Origin of the sequence: Hymenobacter norwichensis DSM 15439 (genome assembly GCF_000420705.1) — a bacterium.
In the GTDB taxonomy this organism is placed as follows: Bacteria; Bacteroidota; Bacteroidia; order Cytophagales; family Hymenobacteraceae; genus Hymenobacter; species Hymenobacter norwichensis.
Genome location: NZ_ATVL01000009.1, coordinates 653326 through 670311, shown reverse-complemented (window position 1 = coordinate 670311; position 16986 = coordinate 653326). Strand labels below are relative to the sequence as shown.

Annotated in this window: 10 protein-coding genes; 6 read left to right on the top strand and 4 right to left on the bottom strand. The window is 58.6% G+C overall.

All coding sequences use genetic code 11. From position 1 onward, the window contains the following. Positions 1–91: 91 nt before the first annotated feature. Both G536_RS0117730 and G536_RS0117725 read right to left on the bottom strand, forming a co-directional pair. A complete protein-coding gene (locus G536_RS0117730) occupies positions 92–1666 on the bottom strand; it encodes a RagB/SusD family nutrient uptake outer membrane protein (protein WP_022824945.1) in 1575 nt (524 codons plus the stop codon). 42 nt (positions 1667–1708) lie between these two features. Next, positions 1709–4849 (bottom strand): SusC/RagA family TonB-linked outer membrane protein, encoded by a 3141-nt coding sequence (locus tag G536_RS0117725; RefSeq protein ID WP_022824944.1) that lies wholly within the window; start codon positions 4847–4849, stop codon positions 1709–1711. A gap of 483 nt (positions 4850–5332) precedes the next feature. Between G536_RS0117725 and G536_RS28600 the strand changes: the two genes are divergently transcribed. From G536_RS28600 to G536_RS0117695, 6 genes are all read left to right on the top strand, one after another. Further along, positions 5333–6430: a glycoside hydrolase family 43 protein gene (locus tag G536_RS28600; protein WP_022824943.1), complete on the top strand. Its 1098-nt coding sequence runs from the start codon at positions 5333–5335 to the stop codon at positions 6428–6430. 294 nt (positions 6431–6724) lie between these two features. Beyond that, a complete protein-coding gene (locus G536_RS0117715; RefSeq protein WP_022824942.1) occupies positions 6725–7684 on the top strand; it encodes a UTP--glucose-1-phosphate uridylyltransferase in 960 nt (319 codons plus the stop codon). Between the two features lie 175 nt (positions 7685–7859). After that, positions 7860–11192 (top strand): UTP--glucose-1-phosphate uridylyltransferase, encoded by a 3333-nt coding sequence (locus G536_RS0117710; RefSeq protein ID WP_022824941.1) that lies wholly within the window; start codon positions 7860–7862, stop codon positions 11190–11192. Positions 11193–11368: 176 nt separating this feature from the next. Continuing rightward, the gene (locus G536_RS0117705) at positions 11369–11743 is read left to right on the top strand and encodes a hypothetical protein (RefSeq protein WP_022824940.1); all 375 of its coding nucleotides are present in this window, start codon (positions 11369–11371) and stop codon (positions 11741–11743) included. 22 nt (positions 11744–11765) lie between these two features. Further along, positions 11766–12125, top strand: coding sequence for a hypothetical protein (locus G536_RS0117700; RefSeq protein ID WP_022824939.1), 360 nt, complete (start codon positions 11766–11768; stop codon positions 12123–12125). Positions 12126–12215: 90 nt separating this feature from the next. Beyond that, a complete protein-coding gene (locus tag G536_RS0117695) occupies positions 12216–14192 on the top strand; it encodes an AAA domain-containing protein (RefSeq protein WP_022824938.1) in 1977 nt (658 codons plus the stop codon). Between the two features lie 240 nt (positions 14193–14432). Here the strand turns inward: G536_RS0117695 and G536_RS0117690 are convergent, their stop codons facing one another. Both G536_RS0117690 and G536_RS0117685 read right to left on the bottom strand, forming a co-directional pair. Then, positions 14433–15659, bottom strand: a complete 1227-nt coding sequence (locus G536_RS0117690; protein WP_022824937.1) for a glycoside hydrolase family 88 protein — start codon at positions 15657–15659, stop codon at positions 14433–14435. Between the two features lie 88 nt (positions 15660–15747). Continuing rightward, the gene (locus G536_RS0117685) at positions 15748–16923 is read right to left on the bottom strand and encodes an alginate lyase family protein (protein ID WP_022824936.1); all 1176 of its coding nucleotides are present in this window, start codon (positions 16921–16923) and stop codon (positions 15748–15750) included. Between the last annotated feature and the right edge of the window lie 63 nt (positions 16924–16986).

The window sequence follows — 16986 nt, the reverse complement described above, 5'->3', positions numbered from 1 at the left end:
TATTGAATAGCTGCTTGTTAATCCTCAATGCTACACGCTTCGCAATGAGAGATTAACAAGCAGCTATTCAACAATTCAATAATTCAGTGAATTAATACCCTGTATTCTGCGTAAGCTTGCCTAGGTCCACATCAGTTTGCACCAGGGGCAGCAGGCGCGAACGGTCCAGTCGGAAGGTGTTGAAATCCGGGTCGCGGGCTTTCAGCCGGTCAATGTCAGCCTGGTTGGAAAGCATGCCCCACCGTTGCAAATCAAACCACCGCACCCCTTCGCCAGTTAGTTCGGTAATACGCTCGTGCATAAGCTGGGTGCGCAGCGTTTCGCGAGTGTAGCTACCCGTGAGCGGAGCCAAACCGGCGCGCTCCCGCACCTGGTTGATGAACGGCAAGGCAGCTGCCTGATTATTTTGCTCGTTGAGCGCTTCGGCCTGCATCAGCAGCACATCGGCAAAGCGCATCACCCGCTGGTTGATAGGCGAGTCGAAGTCCTCGAACGTGCGGTAGTAGTCGGTTTGGTATTTGCGCCAGTACACGCGGGCCCGATTGCGGGCGTCTTTGCCGTAGCGGGTCAGGAAGCCAGTGCCGTAGGCCAACGTGTCGGCATCCAGAGGCAGCGTGCTAGGAAACTGGGTTTGGTCGCGGCGGTTGTAGAACACGGTGGCGGCCAAGCGGGGGTCGCGCTGCCCGGTGGCCGTGGGTTCCTGCAAAAACTCGCGCACCACCCAGGGCCGCACCTCGCCATCGTTGAACCCAAAGCCCGGTACGCCCCAGAACTGCGAGCGTTGCCCACCCTGCGACGACGTGGCGTCAGGCCCGCCTCCGGAGTCGTTGCCGCCTTTCTTCTCATCAGAAAACTGCACCTCAAAGATGGATTCCGGGTTGTTTTCGGTGGTGTGGCGGAAGTTGTTAACGTAAGGCACGCCGGTTACCCGGTAGATATTGAGTCCGATTACCTGCGTGAATTGCGCCTGTGCCTCAGCCCAGCGGCGGTTTTGCATGTACGCCTTGCCCAGCAGCGTGAGGGCAGCACCTTTGGTGGCCCGGCCGACGTCGTTGCCGGTGTAGGTGGTCGGTAAATCGGCTTGCGCGGCCTGCAAGTCACTGATTACTTGCTCCCATACCTGCGCCTCATTGCCCTGCGGAAACACGATGTTCAGGTCGGTTGGCGGGGTTAGGGCCAGGGGTACGTTGCCGTAGAGCGACACCAGGTTGAAGTAGCTGAGCGCCCGTAGAAAACGCGCTTCGGCCAGTACCCGCTTCTGCAAGCCAGCTTCCATGCCCTGAATATTGGGCACGTTGACCAGCACTTGGTTGCAGCGGTAGATGGTGCGGTAATGGTCGCGCCAGATGTCGCGGGAAACCTCGAAGTTATAGTTGGTTTGCAAGAAGCGGGTGAAGTCAGCCAGCTCGCCCCAGGGGCTCTGGCTGAAGCCGGTATCATCGCGCAAGTCTAAAGCGAAGTTCAGCCAGCGGCGGTACATACCCAGGCCCTGCAAACCGGCGTAGCAGGCGGTAGCCCCTTTCACGGCGTCGTCGCTGGTGCGCCACGAGCTTTCCACGGTGGGCAGGTTGGGGTTAACCTGCTCCAACAGGTTGTTTTCGCAGGCGGCCAAACTCAGCAACATCGCGCCAGCCAAGCCTAAACGGGTTATAAACGAAGATTTCATATGAGGTAAAAACCTAAAAGTCAGAGAATAAGAAACACCTACCTAGAAGCCGGCCTGAATGCCCAGCGTGAACGAGCGCAGGTTGGGGTACGCGCCATCATCAACGCCGCGGGCCAGGTTGTTGCCCAGCGTGTTGAAGCCGCCACTGCCCACGGTTTCGGGGTCGTAGCCGGAGTAGTCGGTTACCGTAAACAGGTTCTGGCTCGTGGCATACACGCGCAGGGAGGCCACGTACTTAGTGCGCTCTAGCAAGGTTTTGGGCACTGTGAAGCCGATTTGCAGGTTTTTCAGGCGCATGTAGGAGCCATCTTCCAGCCAGCGGGTGCTGTTGAACCGGTCATTATAGCCAGGAGCATTGCCGGCGTTGCCACCTGAGCGCAAAGCGCGGGGCGTGGTGTTGGAAGGGTTGGTGGGGCTCCAGGGGCTGAGGTCGGCCCGGTAGTTGGTGTTGTTGTTGGTTTGCTCGTACCAGGTTTTGGCCACGTTGAACACGTCGTTGCCTTGCACGCCTTGCAGGAAGGCCGTCAGGTCGAAGGCGCCGTAGCCTAGGCTCAGGTTGAAGCCGTACTGGATTTTGGGGAATACTCGGCCTACATGCGCCCGGTCCTGGTCGGTAATCTGCCCATCGCTGTTCAGGTCCTTATAGCGCACGTCGCCGGCCTGCAAACCCGCCGGAATGTTCTCACCCGTCTGATAGATACCATCAAACTGCAACAGGTAGAACGAGCCGATTTCGTGCCCTACTTCGGTGCGGGTGATGTCCTGCGGACCGCCGTTGAAGAAGTTGGCGGCGCCCGTGGCTTCACCGGCTGCCCGGCCCAGGTCAAGCACCGTATTCTTCAAAGTGGTCAGGTTGGCGTTGGCCCCGTAGCGAAACTTGCCTTTGGTGTCGGCGTAGCCCAGCTGCACCTCGAACCCCTTGTTTTCCAACTTGCCCAGGTTGCGAAACGGGTTAGGCCCTGCATTACCGAACAGAATGGGCAAATCGGGGTTAATCAGCGCGTTATAGGTCTGCGACACGTAATAATCGGCGGAGAGGCTTAGCTTATCCGTCAGGAAACTGGCATCGAAGCCTACGTTGGTGGTGCGCCGGTCTTCCCACTTGATGCCGGTACTGGAATACGCCGTCTGGATAGCCCCGTTCTGAATAGAGCCGCCCAGCACGTAGTTGGCATTGGGGTTGATGAAGCCCTGCGACAGGTAGGAGCCGCCGTAAGCTCCGTTGAGCTGCTCGTTGCCCAGGCGGCCGTAGGAGGCACGCAGCTTCAGGTTGGAAACGGCTGTTACGCCCTCAAAAAATGCTTCCTTCGAGATGCGCCAGCCTATCGAGGCCGCCCCAAAATTGCCCCAACGGTTGTTGGGGTCAAAGCGCGACGAACCATCCCGGCGGAAGGCGGCCGTAGCTAGGTACCGCTCGTTGTAGTCGTAGGTCACTTGCCCAAACAACGACTGCTTGGCCCAAGTGAATTGCGAACCAATGGCTTGTGGGGTTTGGCTGCCGGCATCCAAGGCCCAATAATATATCGGTCCGCGGCCGTACTCGAAATTCACGCCCCGCGTGAATTCCTGCTGGAACCGCTGCTGGCTGTAGCCGGCCACCGCCGTCAGGTTATGGTCGCCGAAGCTCTTGTCGAAGGTCAGGGTGTGCTCGGCCATCCCAAACAGCTCATTGCCTTGGTTTTCAGCGTACGACGACGGCGTGGTGGCATCGTTGAGGCGCCACACCCCGTACTTGCGCTTCTCCCGGTCGTGGAAGCCGTGGTACTCAGTTGCCAAATTGAGGCGGTAGCGCAGGAAGCTGAAAATGTCTACTTCGGCGTATACGTTGCCCTGCAAGCGGTTGGAAACGCCGGTGTTGTTGAACAAGTCTTGGAGAGCAATGGGGTTGGTGGCAAACGTGCTGGCGTTCAGGTTGCCGATGCCGTAGCCCCCCGCTACCGATTCGTCGCGCACGGGCGTTACGGGTAGCAGCTGCGGCAGGTTGATGAATGGCGAGCCGGTAAGCGGAGCGTAGTTGAGGCGGGTTTGGTTGGTGCGCGTGAGCAGCAAATTCTCCCCAATGCGGAACCGCCCCCGGTTGAAGCCGGTATTCACCCGGAAACTGTACCGGTCGAACTTGGGGCCTACTACGGTACCATTCTGCCGGAAGTAGCCGCCTGTCACGTTGAAGTTGGAGTTGGGCCCGCCGCCCGAAAAGCCCAGGTTGTAGTCTTGCACCGAGCCCTGCTTGAAAAATTCGTCCTGCCAGTCGGTATCAATACCGGCCGGGAGGTTGGCGGCGTACGGCTGGCGCGCCTGCCCAGTGTTGTCGTACGCTTGGTTGTTGATGTTGGCCCACTGCGCGGCATTGGCCAAATCGAGCCGCTTGATGATGTTCTGCACCCCACCGTTGGCGCTAAAACTCACTACGGGCGGACCTGAGCGGCCTTTTTTGGTGGTAATAATAATTACGCCATTGGCCCCAGCCGCCCCATACGGTGCCAGCGAAGCCGCATCCTTGAGCACCTGCACCGATTCCACGTCGGCGGGGTTGAAGTCGCGCTGGCCGCTCTGATTCTGCACCCACAGCCCGTCAATTACATACAGCGGACCGCTGCCGCTGGCAATGGTGCCCAGGCCCCGGATATTGATGCTGGGCGCCTGGCCCGGCTGGCCGGAGTTAGTTACGGTCACGCCCGGCACCCGGCCCTGAATAGATTCGCCCACGCTGGCCACCGGCGCCCGGCGTACCTCCTGGGCACTCACCGACGATACCGAGCCGGTTACGTTCTGGCGCTCCTGGGTGAGGTAGCCCACCACCACTACTTCGTTGAGAGCTTTGGTGTCAGGGGCCAGATTGATATCTACAGTTCCGCGGCCCGATACGGGCACTTCCTGAGTGGCGTAGCCCACAAACGAAAACACCAGCGTGGCGCTGCCGCTAGCTACGCTGAGCGTATAGCGGCCGTCGGTGTCAGTGGTAGCGCCGTTGGCCGTGCCTTTTTCCAGCACGGTTACGCCGGGTAGGCCTTGGCCTTTTTCGTCGAGCACCCGGCCGGTTACAGGTACGGCCACCGCAGCAGCTTCGGCCGTGGTAGGCAGGTTGCCATGCAACATTGGGTTGGCTTGCACAGCAGCGGGCAGACAGCAGAGCAAGGCGGCCGGCAACGCCAGGCGGCCGGACTTAGGTACAGGGTTTTTCATGGGAGGTGGGATTGAAAAAGGAAGGAATCTGTGCGGCAATGTGCAAACGTTTGCAGGAGAAATCAAGTCGTAGCTCAGCAGTAGAAGCACAAAAAACCGACAGGAATACTTGCGCTATTACCTCAAACTCAACAGTAAAGCCACGTTTTTCATCATCAAACGTCGGCCGATACCGGTACGTATTACTCCAGTATTTGCCTCTCGCTGCATATATGTCCATTAGCCAGATAAGATTTAATAGGATATTGATTTATTTGAACTATTTCTACTAATAATATCATTAAATCATCAAGATAATGCTTTTAATTATAATTATACCGCTAGTTAATTTTACAACAACACACTTCCTACGCCAATAAACTCAGCAGTTAAATTGCAAACGTTTGCGCCAACTAATACAACAATTCGCTTACTTACCGTCCGCTTCATCTTGCCCACTTTTGGGGCTCCTCTGTGCCTTTACTATTCACCTTCCCTGCCCCTATGCCCTACCCGCTTTCCACCTCTCGCCGGTTGTTTCTGCGTACTTCCGCCCTCGGTCTGGCCTCTCTGCCCCTGCTCCTAGATGCCTGCACTTCCAATTCTGCGGCCGCCGGCGGCACTTACACTAACCCGGTATACCCCCACTCCTTCCCCGACCCGTTTGTGTTGCAGCACGAGGGTGTATACTACGCTTTCGGCACCACTGGCCAGGGCCGCACCACCCCCGATAACCGCATTTTCACGGTGCTTTCCTCGCCTGACTTGGTAACCTGGAAGCCCGTGGGTGGGGCGCTGGTGCCGCCGGCCGGGGCCGAGGGGGCCGACTTCTGGGCACCCGAGGTGGTGTTTCACGAGGGCACATTCTACATGTACTACTCGATGGGTGGCGGGGCCATTGCCGCCACTGTGGGCCACCGCTTGCACGTAGCCACCAGCAAGAACCCGGCGGGGCCCTACGGAATGGCGGCCCTACTCGACGTACCCGCCAGTAAGTTCACCATCGACGCCCACCCCTACCGCGACACCGACGGCCAGTGGTATCTGTTCTACGCCCGCGACTTCATCGACACCGACAACGGCTACCTTCCCGGTACTGGCTTGGCCGTGGATAAGCTCGTTGGCATGACCCGCCTGGCTAATGAAGCCCGCACCGTTATGCGGGCCCGCCACCCCTGGACGGTGTTCGAGAAAAACCGCACTATGCCGCTCTACGATAACCGCACCTTCGCTGAGTGGCACACGCTGGAAGGCCCGTTTCTGCGCCAACACGACGGTAAATACTACTGCTTCTACAGCGGCGCCAACTTCCTCACCGACCGGTATGGCGTGGACTATTGCGTGGCCGATTCCATCCTGGGGCCCTACTCCGATGCTGGCGCCGAAGACGGGGCGCGGGTGTTGCACCAGGTGCCCGGCAAAGTGCGCGGCCCCGGCCACCATTCCCACATCATGGCCCCCGATGGCAAAACCGAGTTTCTGGTGTATCACGCCTGGGATGCCGGCATGAAGGAGCGCCAGCTCTGCATCGACCGACTTTCCTGGACACCACAGGGCCCGCGTGCCGTGGGCCCCACCTACACACCCCAGCCGCGGCCTTAACAAACGGTGTATCACTTGGGGTACAATCAGGTTAATGGGCGCCTAGCACAAATTGGCACGTAGCTACCGGTATCGTTTACGATAGCAAGTCGTTAAGTAATTGCACAATAAGAGTTGAGAGGTAGCTCAACAAAAGACACCGTAGGCTAGAGAAAGCCTTGCTTTTTCCCCGTTAATTTGTGCATTCCCAATAGGTAGGTCCGTTTATTTTTAACTGAGAAATCTGCACGGCCAGAATCGACTAACCGGTTCAGCAGCCTGCCCGTTGGGTCACAATTTGACTGTAAACTCTTTATGATGAGGATTAAAAAGGCCGTAATTACGGCAGCGGCCCGCGGCGTGCGGCTTTATCCGGTAGCCGATACCATTCAAAAATCTATGCTGCCCGTGGTTGATGTGGATGGCCTCCATAAGCCAGTCATTCAGATTATTGCCGAAGAAGCCTTTAGCAGCGGTATCGAGGAGCTGTGCATTGTGTGCGCGCCCGGCGACGGTGACCGATACCTCGCCGCATTCCATTCCCTGCGCGACAACCTGTTGAAGTCGTACCAGGGCATTGACTGGGCCAAGCAAGAAGCCGAAAAAATTGACCACCTGCTCAGCCGCACGCAGTTTGCCGAGCAGCAGGAGCCCCGTGGCTACGGCCACGCTGTGTATTGCGCCAAGGAGTTCGTGAACGGAGAGCCGTTCCTGCTCCTACTCGGCGACTACCTGTATGTTTCCGACGTGCCACGGCAACGCTGCGCTGCGCAACTACTGGCCTTGGCTGCCCAGGAAGAGTGCGCCGTGTCAGCCGTGAATCCTACCATTGAGCACCAGGTAAGCCGCTATGGCACCGTTACGGGCAAGCACGCAGCCGGTCAAGTAGGTATCTATCAGATTGATAAGATCATCGAGAAACCTTCGTTGAGCCTAGCCGAGTTGGAACTGCAAACGCCGGGCCTACGGGCAGGTTACTACCTCTGCTTCTTCGGGATGCATGTGCTGACGCCCGCCATTTTCACTATTCTGGAAACGCAGGTAGCCCAAGGCAGCACCAATGTTCTGCTCACGCCTGCCTTGCAGGAACTGGCCACTTCCGATAAGTATTTGGCCCTGGAAGTACGCGGCAGCCGCTACGACCTCAGCCGCAAGCAAGGCCTGCTCCGCGCCCAAATTGCGCTGGGCCTCGCCGGCGAAGCCCACGACGAAACCCTCACCACGCTGGTAGAACTGCTAGCCGAAGCCAACGCTCGCAAGCCTCAGCAGAACTAGAGCGAAAACTAGCTCCCCTCCTCAGATGAGGAGGGGTTGGGGGTGGTTGATTGGCCTAGAACGATAACTAGCTTTAGTTTCTAACTCTAGTGTTTCAACCACCCCCAGCCCCTCCTCATCTGAGGGGAGCTAGTCTCCAAGTCTTGCCTATGGGCCATAAAACTTACGCTTCATCATGAATGCATTCATAGATACCATTACCTCCACGGACCCAGCCGTGCGGAACCGGTCGTTTTACGACTTGAGCCGTGGACTGTCGGCGCGGACGCTGCTGCTGCATTTGCGGGAGCTGGACGAGTTCCGGAAGGCCACGCCCAACCTGTATGATAAGGTGCGGGCCATCCTGTTTCTGTACGCGGGCTTCCGGTTTTTCCTGCAGGAGTCGCCGGAAATTGCGCCGGTGGGCAAGATTCCGTACGCGGGCTTCGAGGACTTGCTGGGCCGCCGGTTCGAGCACGCCATCAGCACGTTTTTGAAGGAACTGGATGTGCACGGGCCCAACGCCACGCTGTTCAGCGCCCTGGCCGAAAGCTACCACCACCTCTCCTTCCAGATTCTGGCCGACCAGGTGCGCAAGAGTGTGCGCTCCAGCAAGGGCAACCAGTGGATGTTCCGCGTCGGTCACCAGGAAGAACACCCCATCCGCATTCATCCGGCCCTGCTCCAGCGCCAGGAAGGCAGCTTGTTCTACCCCGTCCTGCACGAAAGCACCTCGGTGCGCATGGACCTTACGCACAGCGGCTGGTCGGATATCTTCTTCCTGGGCATGGACTACCCGGAGGGTGCCCGCGTGGTGAACCTCTCCATCGACCTCGGCATGTTCGGGCGCGACAAAGACATTCTGCCGCCCCTGCACGCCTACGTGCGCGTGATTCCGGACCCGGTGCTGCGCCTGACTAGCATCGACCTGAACACCACCAAGGACATTCACGACCTGTCCGACCTGTTCAACTTCGGCAACGACTACCTGAGCTTGGTGAAGGCTGGGGTCATTGCCTCGGGCCTGATTCCGCCTTCATTCGAAGGTACCAACCAGAGCCTGCCCGATATTCTGGCTCGCATGGTGGCGCCAGGCATGGGTATCGAGCTGGTAACCAAGGTAAACGACATTCCGAAAGGCTCGCGCTTCGCGGTGTCTACTAACCTGCTCGGCTCCATCATCAGCTTGCTGATGCGCGCCACCGGCCAAACTCAGCAGCTGACCGACGGCTTGCTGGAAAGCGAGCGGCGCTTGGTAGCATCGCGCGCTATTCTGGGCGAGTGGATTGGCGGCTCGGGCGGCGGCTGGCAGGATTCTGGCGGCGTGTGGCCGGGCATCAAGGCCATTCAGGGCACCTTCGCGCAGCCCGGCGACCCGGAGTACGATATCAGCCGCGGTACGCTGCTGCCGCGCCACCGGGTGTTGGAAGGCGAGGAAGTGCACCCCGAAATGGAGGAGCGCATTATGAAGTCGCTGGTGCTCATGCACGGCGGTATGGCCTCCAACGTGGGCCCCATCCTGGAGATGGTGACTGAGAAATATCTCCTGCGTGGCGAGCAGGAAACCGCCGCCCGCCAGCAAACCAACGAGGTATTCGACAACATCCTGGCTGCCATCCGGGAAGGTGATATTCAGAAGCTGGGCGCCAACACGGCCCGCAACTTCGAGGGTCCTATCAAAACCATTATTCCCTGGGCCACCACCTACTTCACCGAGCAGCTGATTGCCAAGGCGAAAAAGGAGTTTGGGGCTGATTACTATGGCTTCCTGATGCTGGGCGGTATGTCGGGCGGCGGCATGGGCCTGTTCGTGAACCCCGACAAGTACGAGCACTACAAGGTGCGCGTGCTGGAGCTGTTGCGCCAAACCAAGCAGGAGCTGTCGGCGGCGCTGCCGTTTGCCATGGAGCCGGTGGTGTACAACTGGAGCATCAACAAGCGCGGCACCTGGGCCAGCCTGCACCAAGGCGCGGAAGCGCTGATGCCCGAGCAATACTACGCCATTCACGTGTCGCAGTTGGTGAAGCAGGAGCCCGAAACCATTGCCTACATCCGACGCGCAGAAATCGACTTCTTCACCACCCACTGCGAGCAGAACAACCTGGCCTATCCCCTGCTGCGCACCATCGTCAGCAACCTGTTCAAGGTGTCGGACCCCACGGCCCAGGGCAACCGCAGCGTGGAAAACGAGAAAGCCGAGCGTATCAAGCAGGAAAACGGCTTCGATTACATTCAGCACGAAGATATCCGGGAGGAGTTGCAGAAAGGCCGCATCGGCCTCTCCCGCAACCGCCTCTCCGACGATACCACCATCGAGGACGTGCAAACGCCCGACGTGGTGCAGTTTGATACCCTCGGCCAGTATGAGGCCGCCGGCGCCGAAGCCCTTCAGGCCGGCAAAGTGGCCGTGCTGAGCCTAGCAGCCGGCGTAGGCAGCCGCTGGACCAAAGGCGCGGGCGTTATCAAGGCCCTGAACCCGTTTGTGGAGTTCAACGGCCGCCACCGCAGCTTCCTGGAGATTCACCTGGCCAAAACGCGCCGCGTGGCCGAGCAATACGGCGCTACCATTCCGCACGTAGTAGCCACCAGCTACCTCACTCATGAGCCCATCCGCAAGCAGCTGGCTTCCACCAGCAACTTCGGCTATTCGGGGCCGGTGTATCTCTCCGAAGGACGCAGCATCGGGCAGCGTTTCGTGCCTACCGAGCGAGATTTGCGCTTTATGTGGGAGGAAATGCCCCAGGAAACCCTCGACGAAAACAAGCAGAAAGTGCGCGACGCGGTGCGTGGCAGCATGATCAACTGGGCCAAAGGCAAGGGCGAAGGCACCGACTACGTGGACAATATTGCGGCGCAGCGCTTCTCGCCCCTCGGCCACTGGTACGAGGTATCGAACCTGCTGCGCAATGGCACGCTGGCCCAACTGCTGCGCGAAAACCCGCAGGTGGAAACCCTTATGCTCCACAACATCGACACGCTGGGTGCCGACGTGCACGCGGCGGCGCTCGGCTACCACCTGGCTTCCCGCAACGTGCTAACCTTCGAGGTGATACCGCGCCGCATCGAGGACCGCGGCGGCGGACTGGCCCGCGTAAACGGCCAAGTGCGCCTGCTCGAAGGCCTCGCCCAACCCCACGAGGAGGACGAGCTGGCCCTGAGCTACTACAACACCATGACCACCTGGATTCAGGTGGACGCGCTACTAGCCCTTTTCGGCCTCACCCGCCAAGATCTGCAAGTGAACGACGAAGCCCAACTGGCCCGCGCCGTGCGCAGCGTGGCCCAGCGCATCCCTACCTACGTCACCATCAAAGATGTGAAGTACCGCTGGGGCCACGGCCAAGAGGACATCTACCCCGTAGCGCAAATCGAGAAGCTCTGGAGCGACATGTCGGCCCTGCCGGACGTGCAATGCGGCTACGTGGTAGTGCCGCGCAGCCGCGGCCAGCAGATGAAGGACCCCGCCCAGCTCGACTCTTGGGTAACAGACGGCAGCAAAGCCCACGTGGAGTCGTTGGGTACGTTTTAAGTGAAAATGCAACCGTAGCATCCCGTATGCGCTAGAAAACCAGGCCAGCAGAACAGCATTATTTAGCTGTTTCGCTGGCCTGGTTTTGTGTAGGGAGTTACTATTGAGGAAGCAACAGGACCGTCATGCAGAGCGCCGCGAAGCATCTCGCCTGCTGATGCAAGGGTACTAACCTGATGTCAGCACGCGAGATGCTTCGCGGCGCTCTGCATGACTGCCTTTTAAATAGAACTAAATATGTACTGGGCATTATGAAGCTACTCACTAGGTTCTGGCTGGAATTCTCTGTTTCTCGCCCACCAGATGCAGATAGTATCATTTTGGATGGCGGCCCGTACTACTTCGGCGTCACTGCCTATTCTTACGAAGATGCCCTGCTTATTCTGCGGCAGAATCTTACCATACCGGCCGATGCAGAATTAGTTCGCGTGACGGAAGACGTTGATATAAGTTCGCTCGACGTCAGGCATATTTTACCTAATATACCAGTTTCTCCTTCCTGGCGCGGCATCTGGTATCCGTCGGGCTATCAGGTTCATAAGCTGTATTAATAGCCGTTTCCTCATTCACGCAATGACTAACTACTTTCCTTTCGAAGTTCGTTTTATTAACGGTGCGCTGTATGGTTCTCCTGAACAGATGTATCAGATTGTTGTAAATTTTCAATCATCCGAGTTTACAGGCTATGAAGCTCTGTTCAACAAATATGGCTTACAGGAAGGAGCACTATCTCTAGTTGATTTAACAGCTCTAATAATTGAAAGTACTTCTCCTGATTTGCTTGATAATATGGATTTCGACGAGGAAGGCTATCAGTTAGATATGCATATTGACAGCGAGGTTAATCTGCAACAGCTTCTATCCGTCATTTGCCCTGTTTACCGTGACTTGGCAGAGCTGGAAAGATATATACGACGCGTGACTAGTAGATAGTGTTCACCTTACGTTCCAAAATTTCTCCCCGACCTTCGGCCACCAATTTGCCGTTTTCGTTGTTATCAGCGAATATCTAATACCACTCTGTTGACTGAACAACCGACCTATACCGACCCCTACGCAGTAGAAAAAGAACTGCGTAAGGTGCAGGCCCTCATGAAGCTGGAACAGCAGGAGGACCTGGAGCAATTCAAACTCAAGAATGCCAAGGCCAGCATTGCCGAGCGCCAACAGCGCGGCCTGACCTGGTACCCCGTCACCATCATCAAGGAAGACATCGGCTTCGGTGGTAAGCTGGTGCTGGAACTGGAACGCCCGGCTTCGCAGAAGGGCCTGCACCTGTTTCAGGTGGGCAAGAACGCAGCCTTGTTTGGCAACGTGCCCGGCCGTTCCGGCTCCGACCGTCCCACGCTCAACGGCGTGATTACCAGCGTCAAGCGCAATAAAATCCTGCTAGCCACCACCAAAGAAGACCTCCCCGACTGGGTGGAGGAAGGCAAACTCGGCGTGGACCTGACCTTCGATGAGGTGAGCTACCGCGAGATGGAGTACGCCTTGGGCAAGGTGATGGGCGCTTTCGATGGCCGCTTAGCCGAGCTACGCGACGTGCTGCTGGGTGCCAAACCCGCGCAGTTTCGCCCCGAAAACGAAGCCACGCTCTACTACCCTTCGCCTCTGAATGAGTCGCAGCTAGCAGCCGTGCGGCACGTGCTGGCGGCCAAGGACGTAGCCATCATTCACGGCCCGCCCGGCACCGGCAAAACCACTACGCTGGTGCAGGCCATCATGGAAACCACCCGGCGGGAACGGCGGGTACTGGTGTGCGCGCCCAGCAATACGGCCGTGGATTTGCTGACCGAGAAGCTGGCCGAGCGCGGCGTGAACGTAATTCGGATGGGCAACCCCTCCCGGGTGTCGGACTTGCTGCTGGAGCACACGCTCGATGCTCAGATTATGACCCACAAGAGCTACCCTGAGCTGAAAAGCATGCGCCAGACCGCCGAGCAGTACCGCGAAGCAGCCGGCAAATTCAAGCGTCATTTCGGGTGGGAAGAGCGGGAAGAGCGCCGTCAGCTCAAAGAGCAGGCCCATTTGATGCTGCAAGATTCCGACAATCTGGAGCGCTACATCACCGAGGATTTGCTGGACAAAGTGCAGGTGATTACCGCCACGCTGGTGGGTGCCAGTAACCGCGCCATCCGCCACCTTACCTACGAAACCATCTTCATTGATGAGGCCGCGCAGGCGCTGGAACCGGGCTGCTGGATTCCGATAACCAAAGGCAACCGCGTAGTGCTGGCCGGCGACCACCAGCAGCTGCCGCCCACCATCAAGAGCGAAAAAGCGGGGGCGCTGCGCGAAACGCTGTTCGAGAAGTGCATCCGGCGCCAGCCCGAAACGGCCCGCATGCTGAAAGTGCAGTACCGGATGCACGAGCAGATTATGGAGTTCAGCTCCGAGCAGTTCTACGACGGCAAGCTGCTGGCCTCCCCCACCGTGGCCCACGCCGACCTGCCCGACTACGACATCCGTTTCGCGCCCGATCAGGCCGTGGAGTTCTTAGATACGGCTGGCTTCGGCTTCCAGGAGTTGGGCATTGCCGAAAGCCGCTCCATTGCCAACCCCGAGGAGGCCGACCTGCTGCTCAAGCGCCTGGCGCAACTTCTGGAGCCCTACGACGCCGCCGACCACACCGAGGACCTGCTGACCATCGGGGTAATTGCCCCCTACCGCGCCCAAATAAATTATTTGAAGGACGCTGTAGAAGGCAACGACGAACTGGCTGGCCTTATGGAGCACCGCATGCTGAGTGTGGGCACCGTGGACTCGTTCCAGGGCCAGGAGCGCGACATTATTGCCATCAGCCTCACCCGCAGCAACACGCAAGGCGAAATCGGTTTCCTGAGCGACATTCGCCGCATGAACGTGGGCATGACCCGCGCCCGCAAGAAGCTGCTCATCGTCGGCGACTCGTCCACGCTCGGCTCGCACCCGTTCTACAAGGCCTTCCTTGACTACGTGGAAAGCATTGGGGCCTACCGCACGGCTTGGGAGCTGCAATAGAGCATTAGTTCCTGCAAAGAAGCCCCGGTTTCAGATTCGGTTTCACCGAGTTTGAAACCGGGGCTTCTTTGTTGACTAAAGGTTATGGATAGTCATAGTCAGTAGCAAAAGTCTTATGCCGGTCATGCTGAGCTTGTCGAAGCATCTCGCTGAAATCGTTGAGTAGCTAATCCAACATCAGCACGCGAGATGCTTCGACAAGCTCAGCATGACCGGCAAAATAGATTACTAAACACGTTTTTACCGCACCGACAAACCCCGGCCGGCGGCTAGGTTGCGTTGGCGGAGCAGAGCTTCCAGAAAGTAATAATCAGCGTAGATAAGTGGTACGTCTATTTCGCTGTTCATTGGTTTCGAGCCGGTGCTGTGCAGCAACAGGAAACCTTGGCTGCCGCCGGGCTTGGCGGTGTAGCTGCGGGCTAGGTTGGCCATCATTTGGTCGGCTTTGCTGCGGTAGAGCACCCCGTGCGCGGCGCTGAACGTGCTGAGCTCATACAGCCCCGAGGCAATAATGGCCCCGGCGGAGGCGTCGCGCGGCTCGTTGGGGATGTTGGGCGCGTTGAAATCCCAGTACGGAATCAGGTCTGGGGGTATGTTGGGGTGATTGAGGATGTACTGGGCCACTTTTTCGGCCTGCGCAAGGTAGGCGGGGTTCTTGGTTTCGCGGTAGCACATGGTGTAGCCGTACAGCGCCCACCCCTGCCCCCGCGCCCACGCCGACCCATCGGCGTAGCCTTGGTGCGTCATTTTCTTTACCGGCTGGCCCGTTACGGTGTCGTAATCCACTACGTGGTAGGAGCTGAAATCGGGCCGGAAGTGGTGGCGCAGGGTGGTATTGGCGTGGCTAACGGCAATTTTGTAGAACGACGAGTCGCCGGATAGCCGGGTGGCGGCAAAGAGCAGTTCCAGGTTCAGCATGTTGTCGATGATGACCGGGAAGCCCCAGGTTTCGCGGTGGTGGTCCCAGGACCGCAGGGCTCCCACCGTGGGATTGAAGCGGGTGCACAGCGTGCGCGCCGACTCCAGCAGCACCGCCCGGTAGGCGGCATCCTGGGTGAGGCGGTAGCCCTGCCCGAAGCTGCAGTACACCTTGAAACCCATATCGTGGGTGGTGGCGTTGGTTTTTTCGGGCTCGATGCGGGCCGTGTAGGTGCGGGCGGCCGTTTGCCATTTTGGCTGCCCACTGGCTTCGGAGAGCAGCCACAAGTAGCCCGGAAAGAAGCCGCTGGTCCAGTCGCGCGAGGGCACCATCACCAACTCCCCGCTCTCCGACAACGTGCGCGGCGACACCGGCGCGGGCTTGCCGGAGGCCGCTGGTTTCTGCTGCACTGCTTTGGGGGCTTGTTTGAGCAGGAGCCCGGCCTGGGTTTCGGCTAGCTTCAGGGTCTTTTTATACGGGGCCTGCCCCAGCGCCTGCGTGGCCAGTAATACCAGGCCCAGGTGGAAACACACGGTCTTTCTGTTCATTGGAATAAGGTCATGCGCCAGGCAACGCACCGGCCCGTTGCGGCAACGCGCCCGGCCTGCTGGCTCAGTGGTGGGTAGGTAGGAGAAATCAGTTCAGCCAAATCAGGGGGTTGCGGACGGGCAGGTTGCGTACCAATTCTTCCACTTGCGGCGCGTGATCGAGGCGCTGCCAGACCGCAAACCAGGCAGGTTGGTTGAACTGCACGGCGCCCAGCACCAGAAAGGGCTGTGCCACCGGCCAGTTGTCCCAGTACATCACGTCCTTGGCGAAAGGCCAGGCGTTTTTATTGGCCACAAATGGATACAGAAACTCAATGCCCCGCCGGATGCTGCGGCCGTCAGGCGTCTGGTACGCCCACAAATTATCTTGTGGGCTGCTGAGCATCTGGCAAATCATGGTCATGGCATCCAGGTTGAAAAGCGAGTATCCGTAGGGCTTGGTGCGCTTGGTTTCCAGCGGGAACGAGCCGTTGGCCGCCATTTGGGTCGGTAGCAATACCGTTTTGTACCGCTCCCGACAGAAATTCAGCAGCTCTTGGTTGCCAGTCAGCCGGGCAAAAGCCGCCACTTGCATCACCCAGCAGGTGCCGTGGTTGTTGGTGGCCTTCATTTCGTCCTGGCCGTATGGGTGCGTTGTCAGCCAGGTTAGGTACTGCGCAAACCAGGTCTTGATGCCAGTTAAATCAGAGGCACTGAACTGCTTATCTGCCTGCATCACCAGCACGCCCTGCGCCACTTCCATCAACTGAATGGTGTCAATAATGCCGATGCCCCGCCCCGTGAAGCGGCCGGTAATGGCCTGCGCATACAGCAACGACGGGTTCATAAGCGTGGCTGGATCAAGGAACCACGCCCGCAGATGCACAAGGGCGTGGCGTACGTACTGTGCATCGTGGGTGAGTTTGTAGGCCGAAGCCAGCGCCCCCATGATGCGGCTAAACCGAATCATAGCTTGGCGGTGCGCCACGAAGTTGGCAGGGTTGGTTTCACCGTCGCGCTGGAGGTAGGGGCCAGTGGGGTTGGCGGGGTCGGGCCACCAATAGTCGCCTTCAGAGAAGAAGTCGTGGGGGCCGCCGGCACTGCGTGGCGAGGTGCTACTGGTTACCGTAACCGGTGCCTGCTGCAAAGCCCACGCGGCTTCGGCCAACACCTGGCGGCGCAGTACCGCCTCAACCTGCCGCTCTAGCTTGCGGGCCGGGCGCCCGGCCTGCCCGGCAACAGCCCCAAGCAAAAGCAGCAACAGTACAAGCGTTTTCCGATTCATAAGAAACCAGGCAAAAATCCACACGAAACCAAATTCAGAGACGTGCTTTCTAGGCACACAATC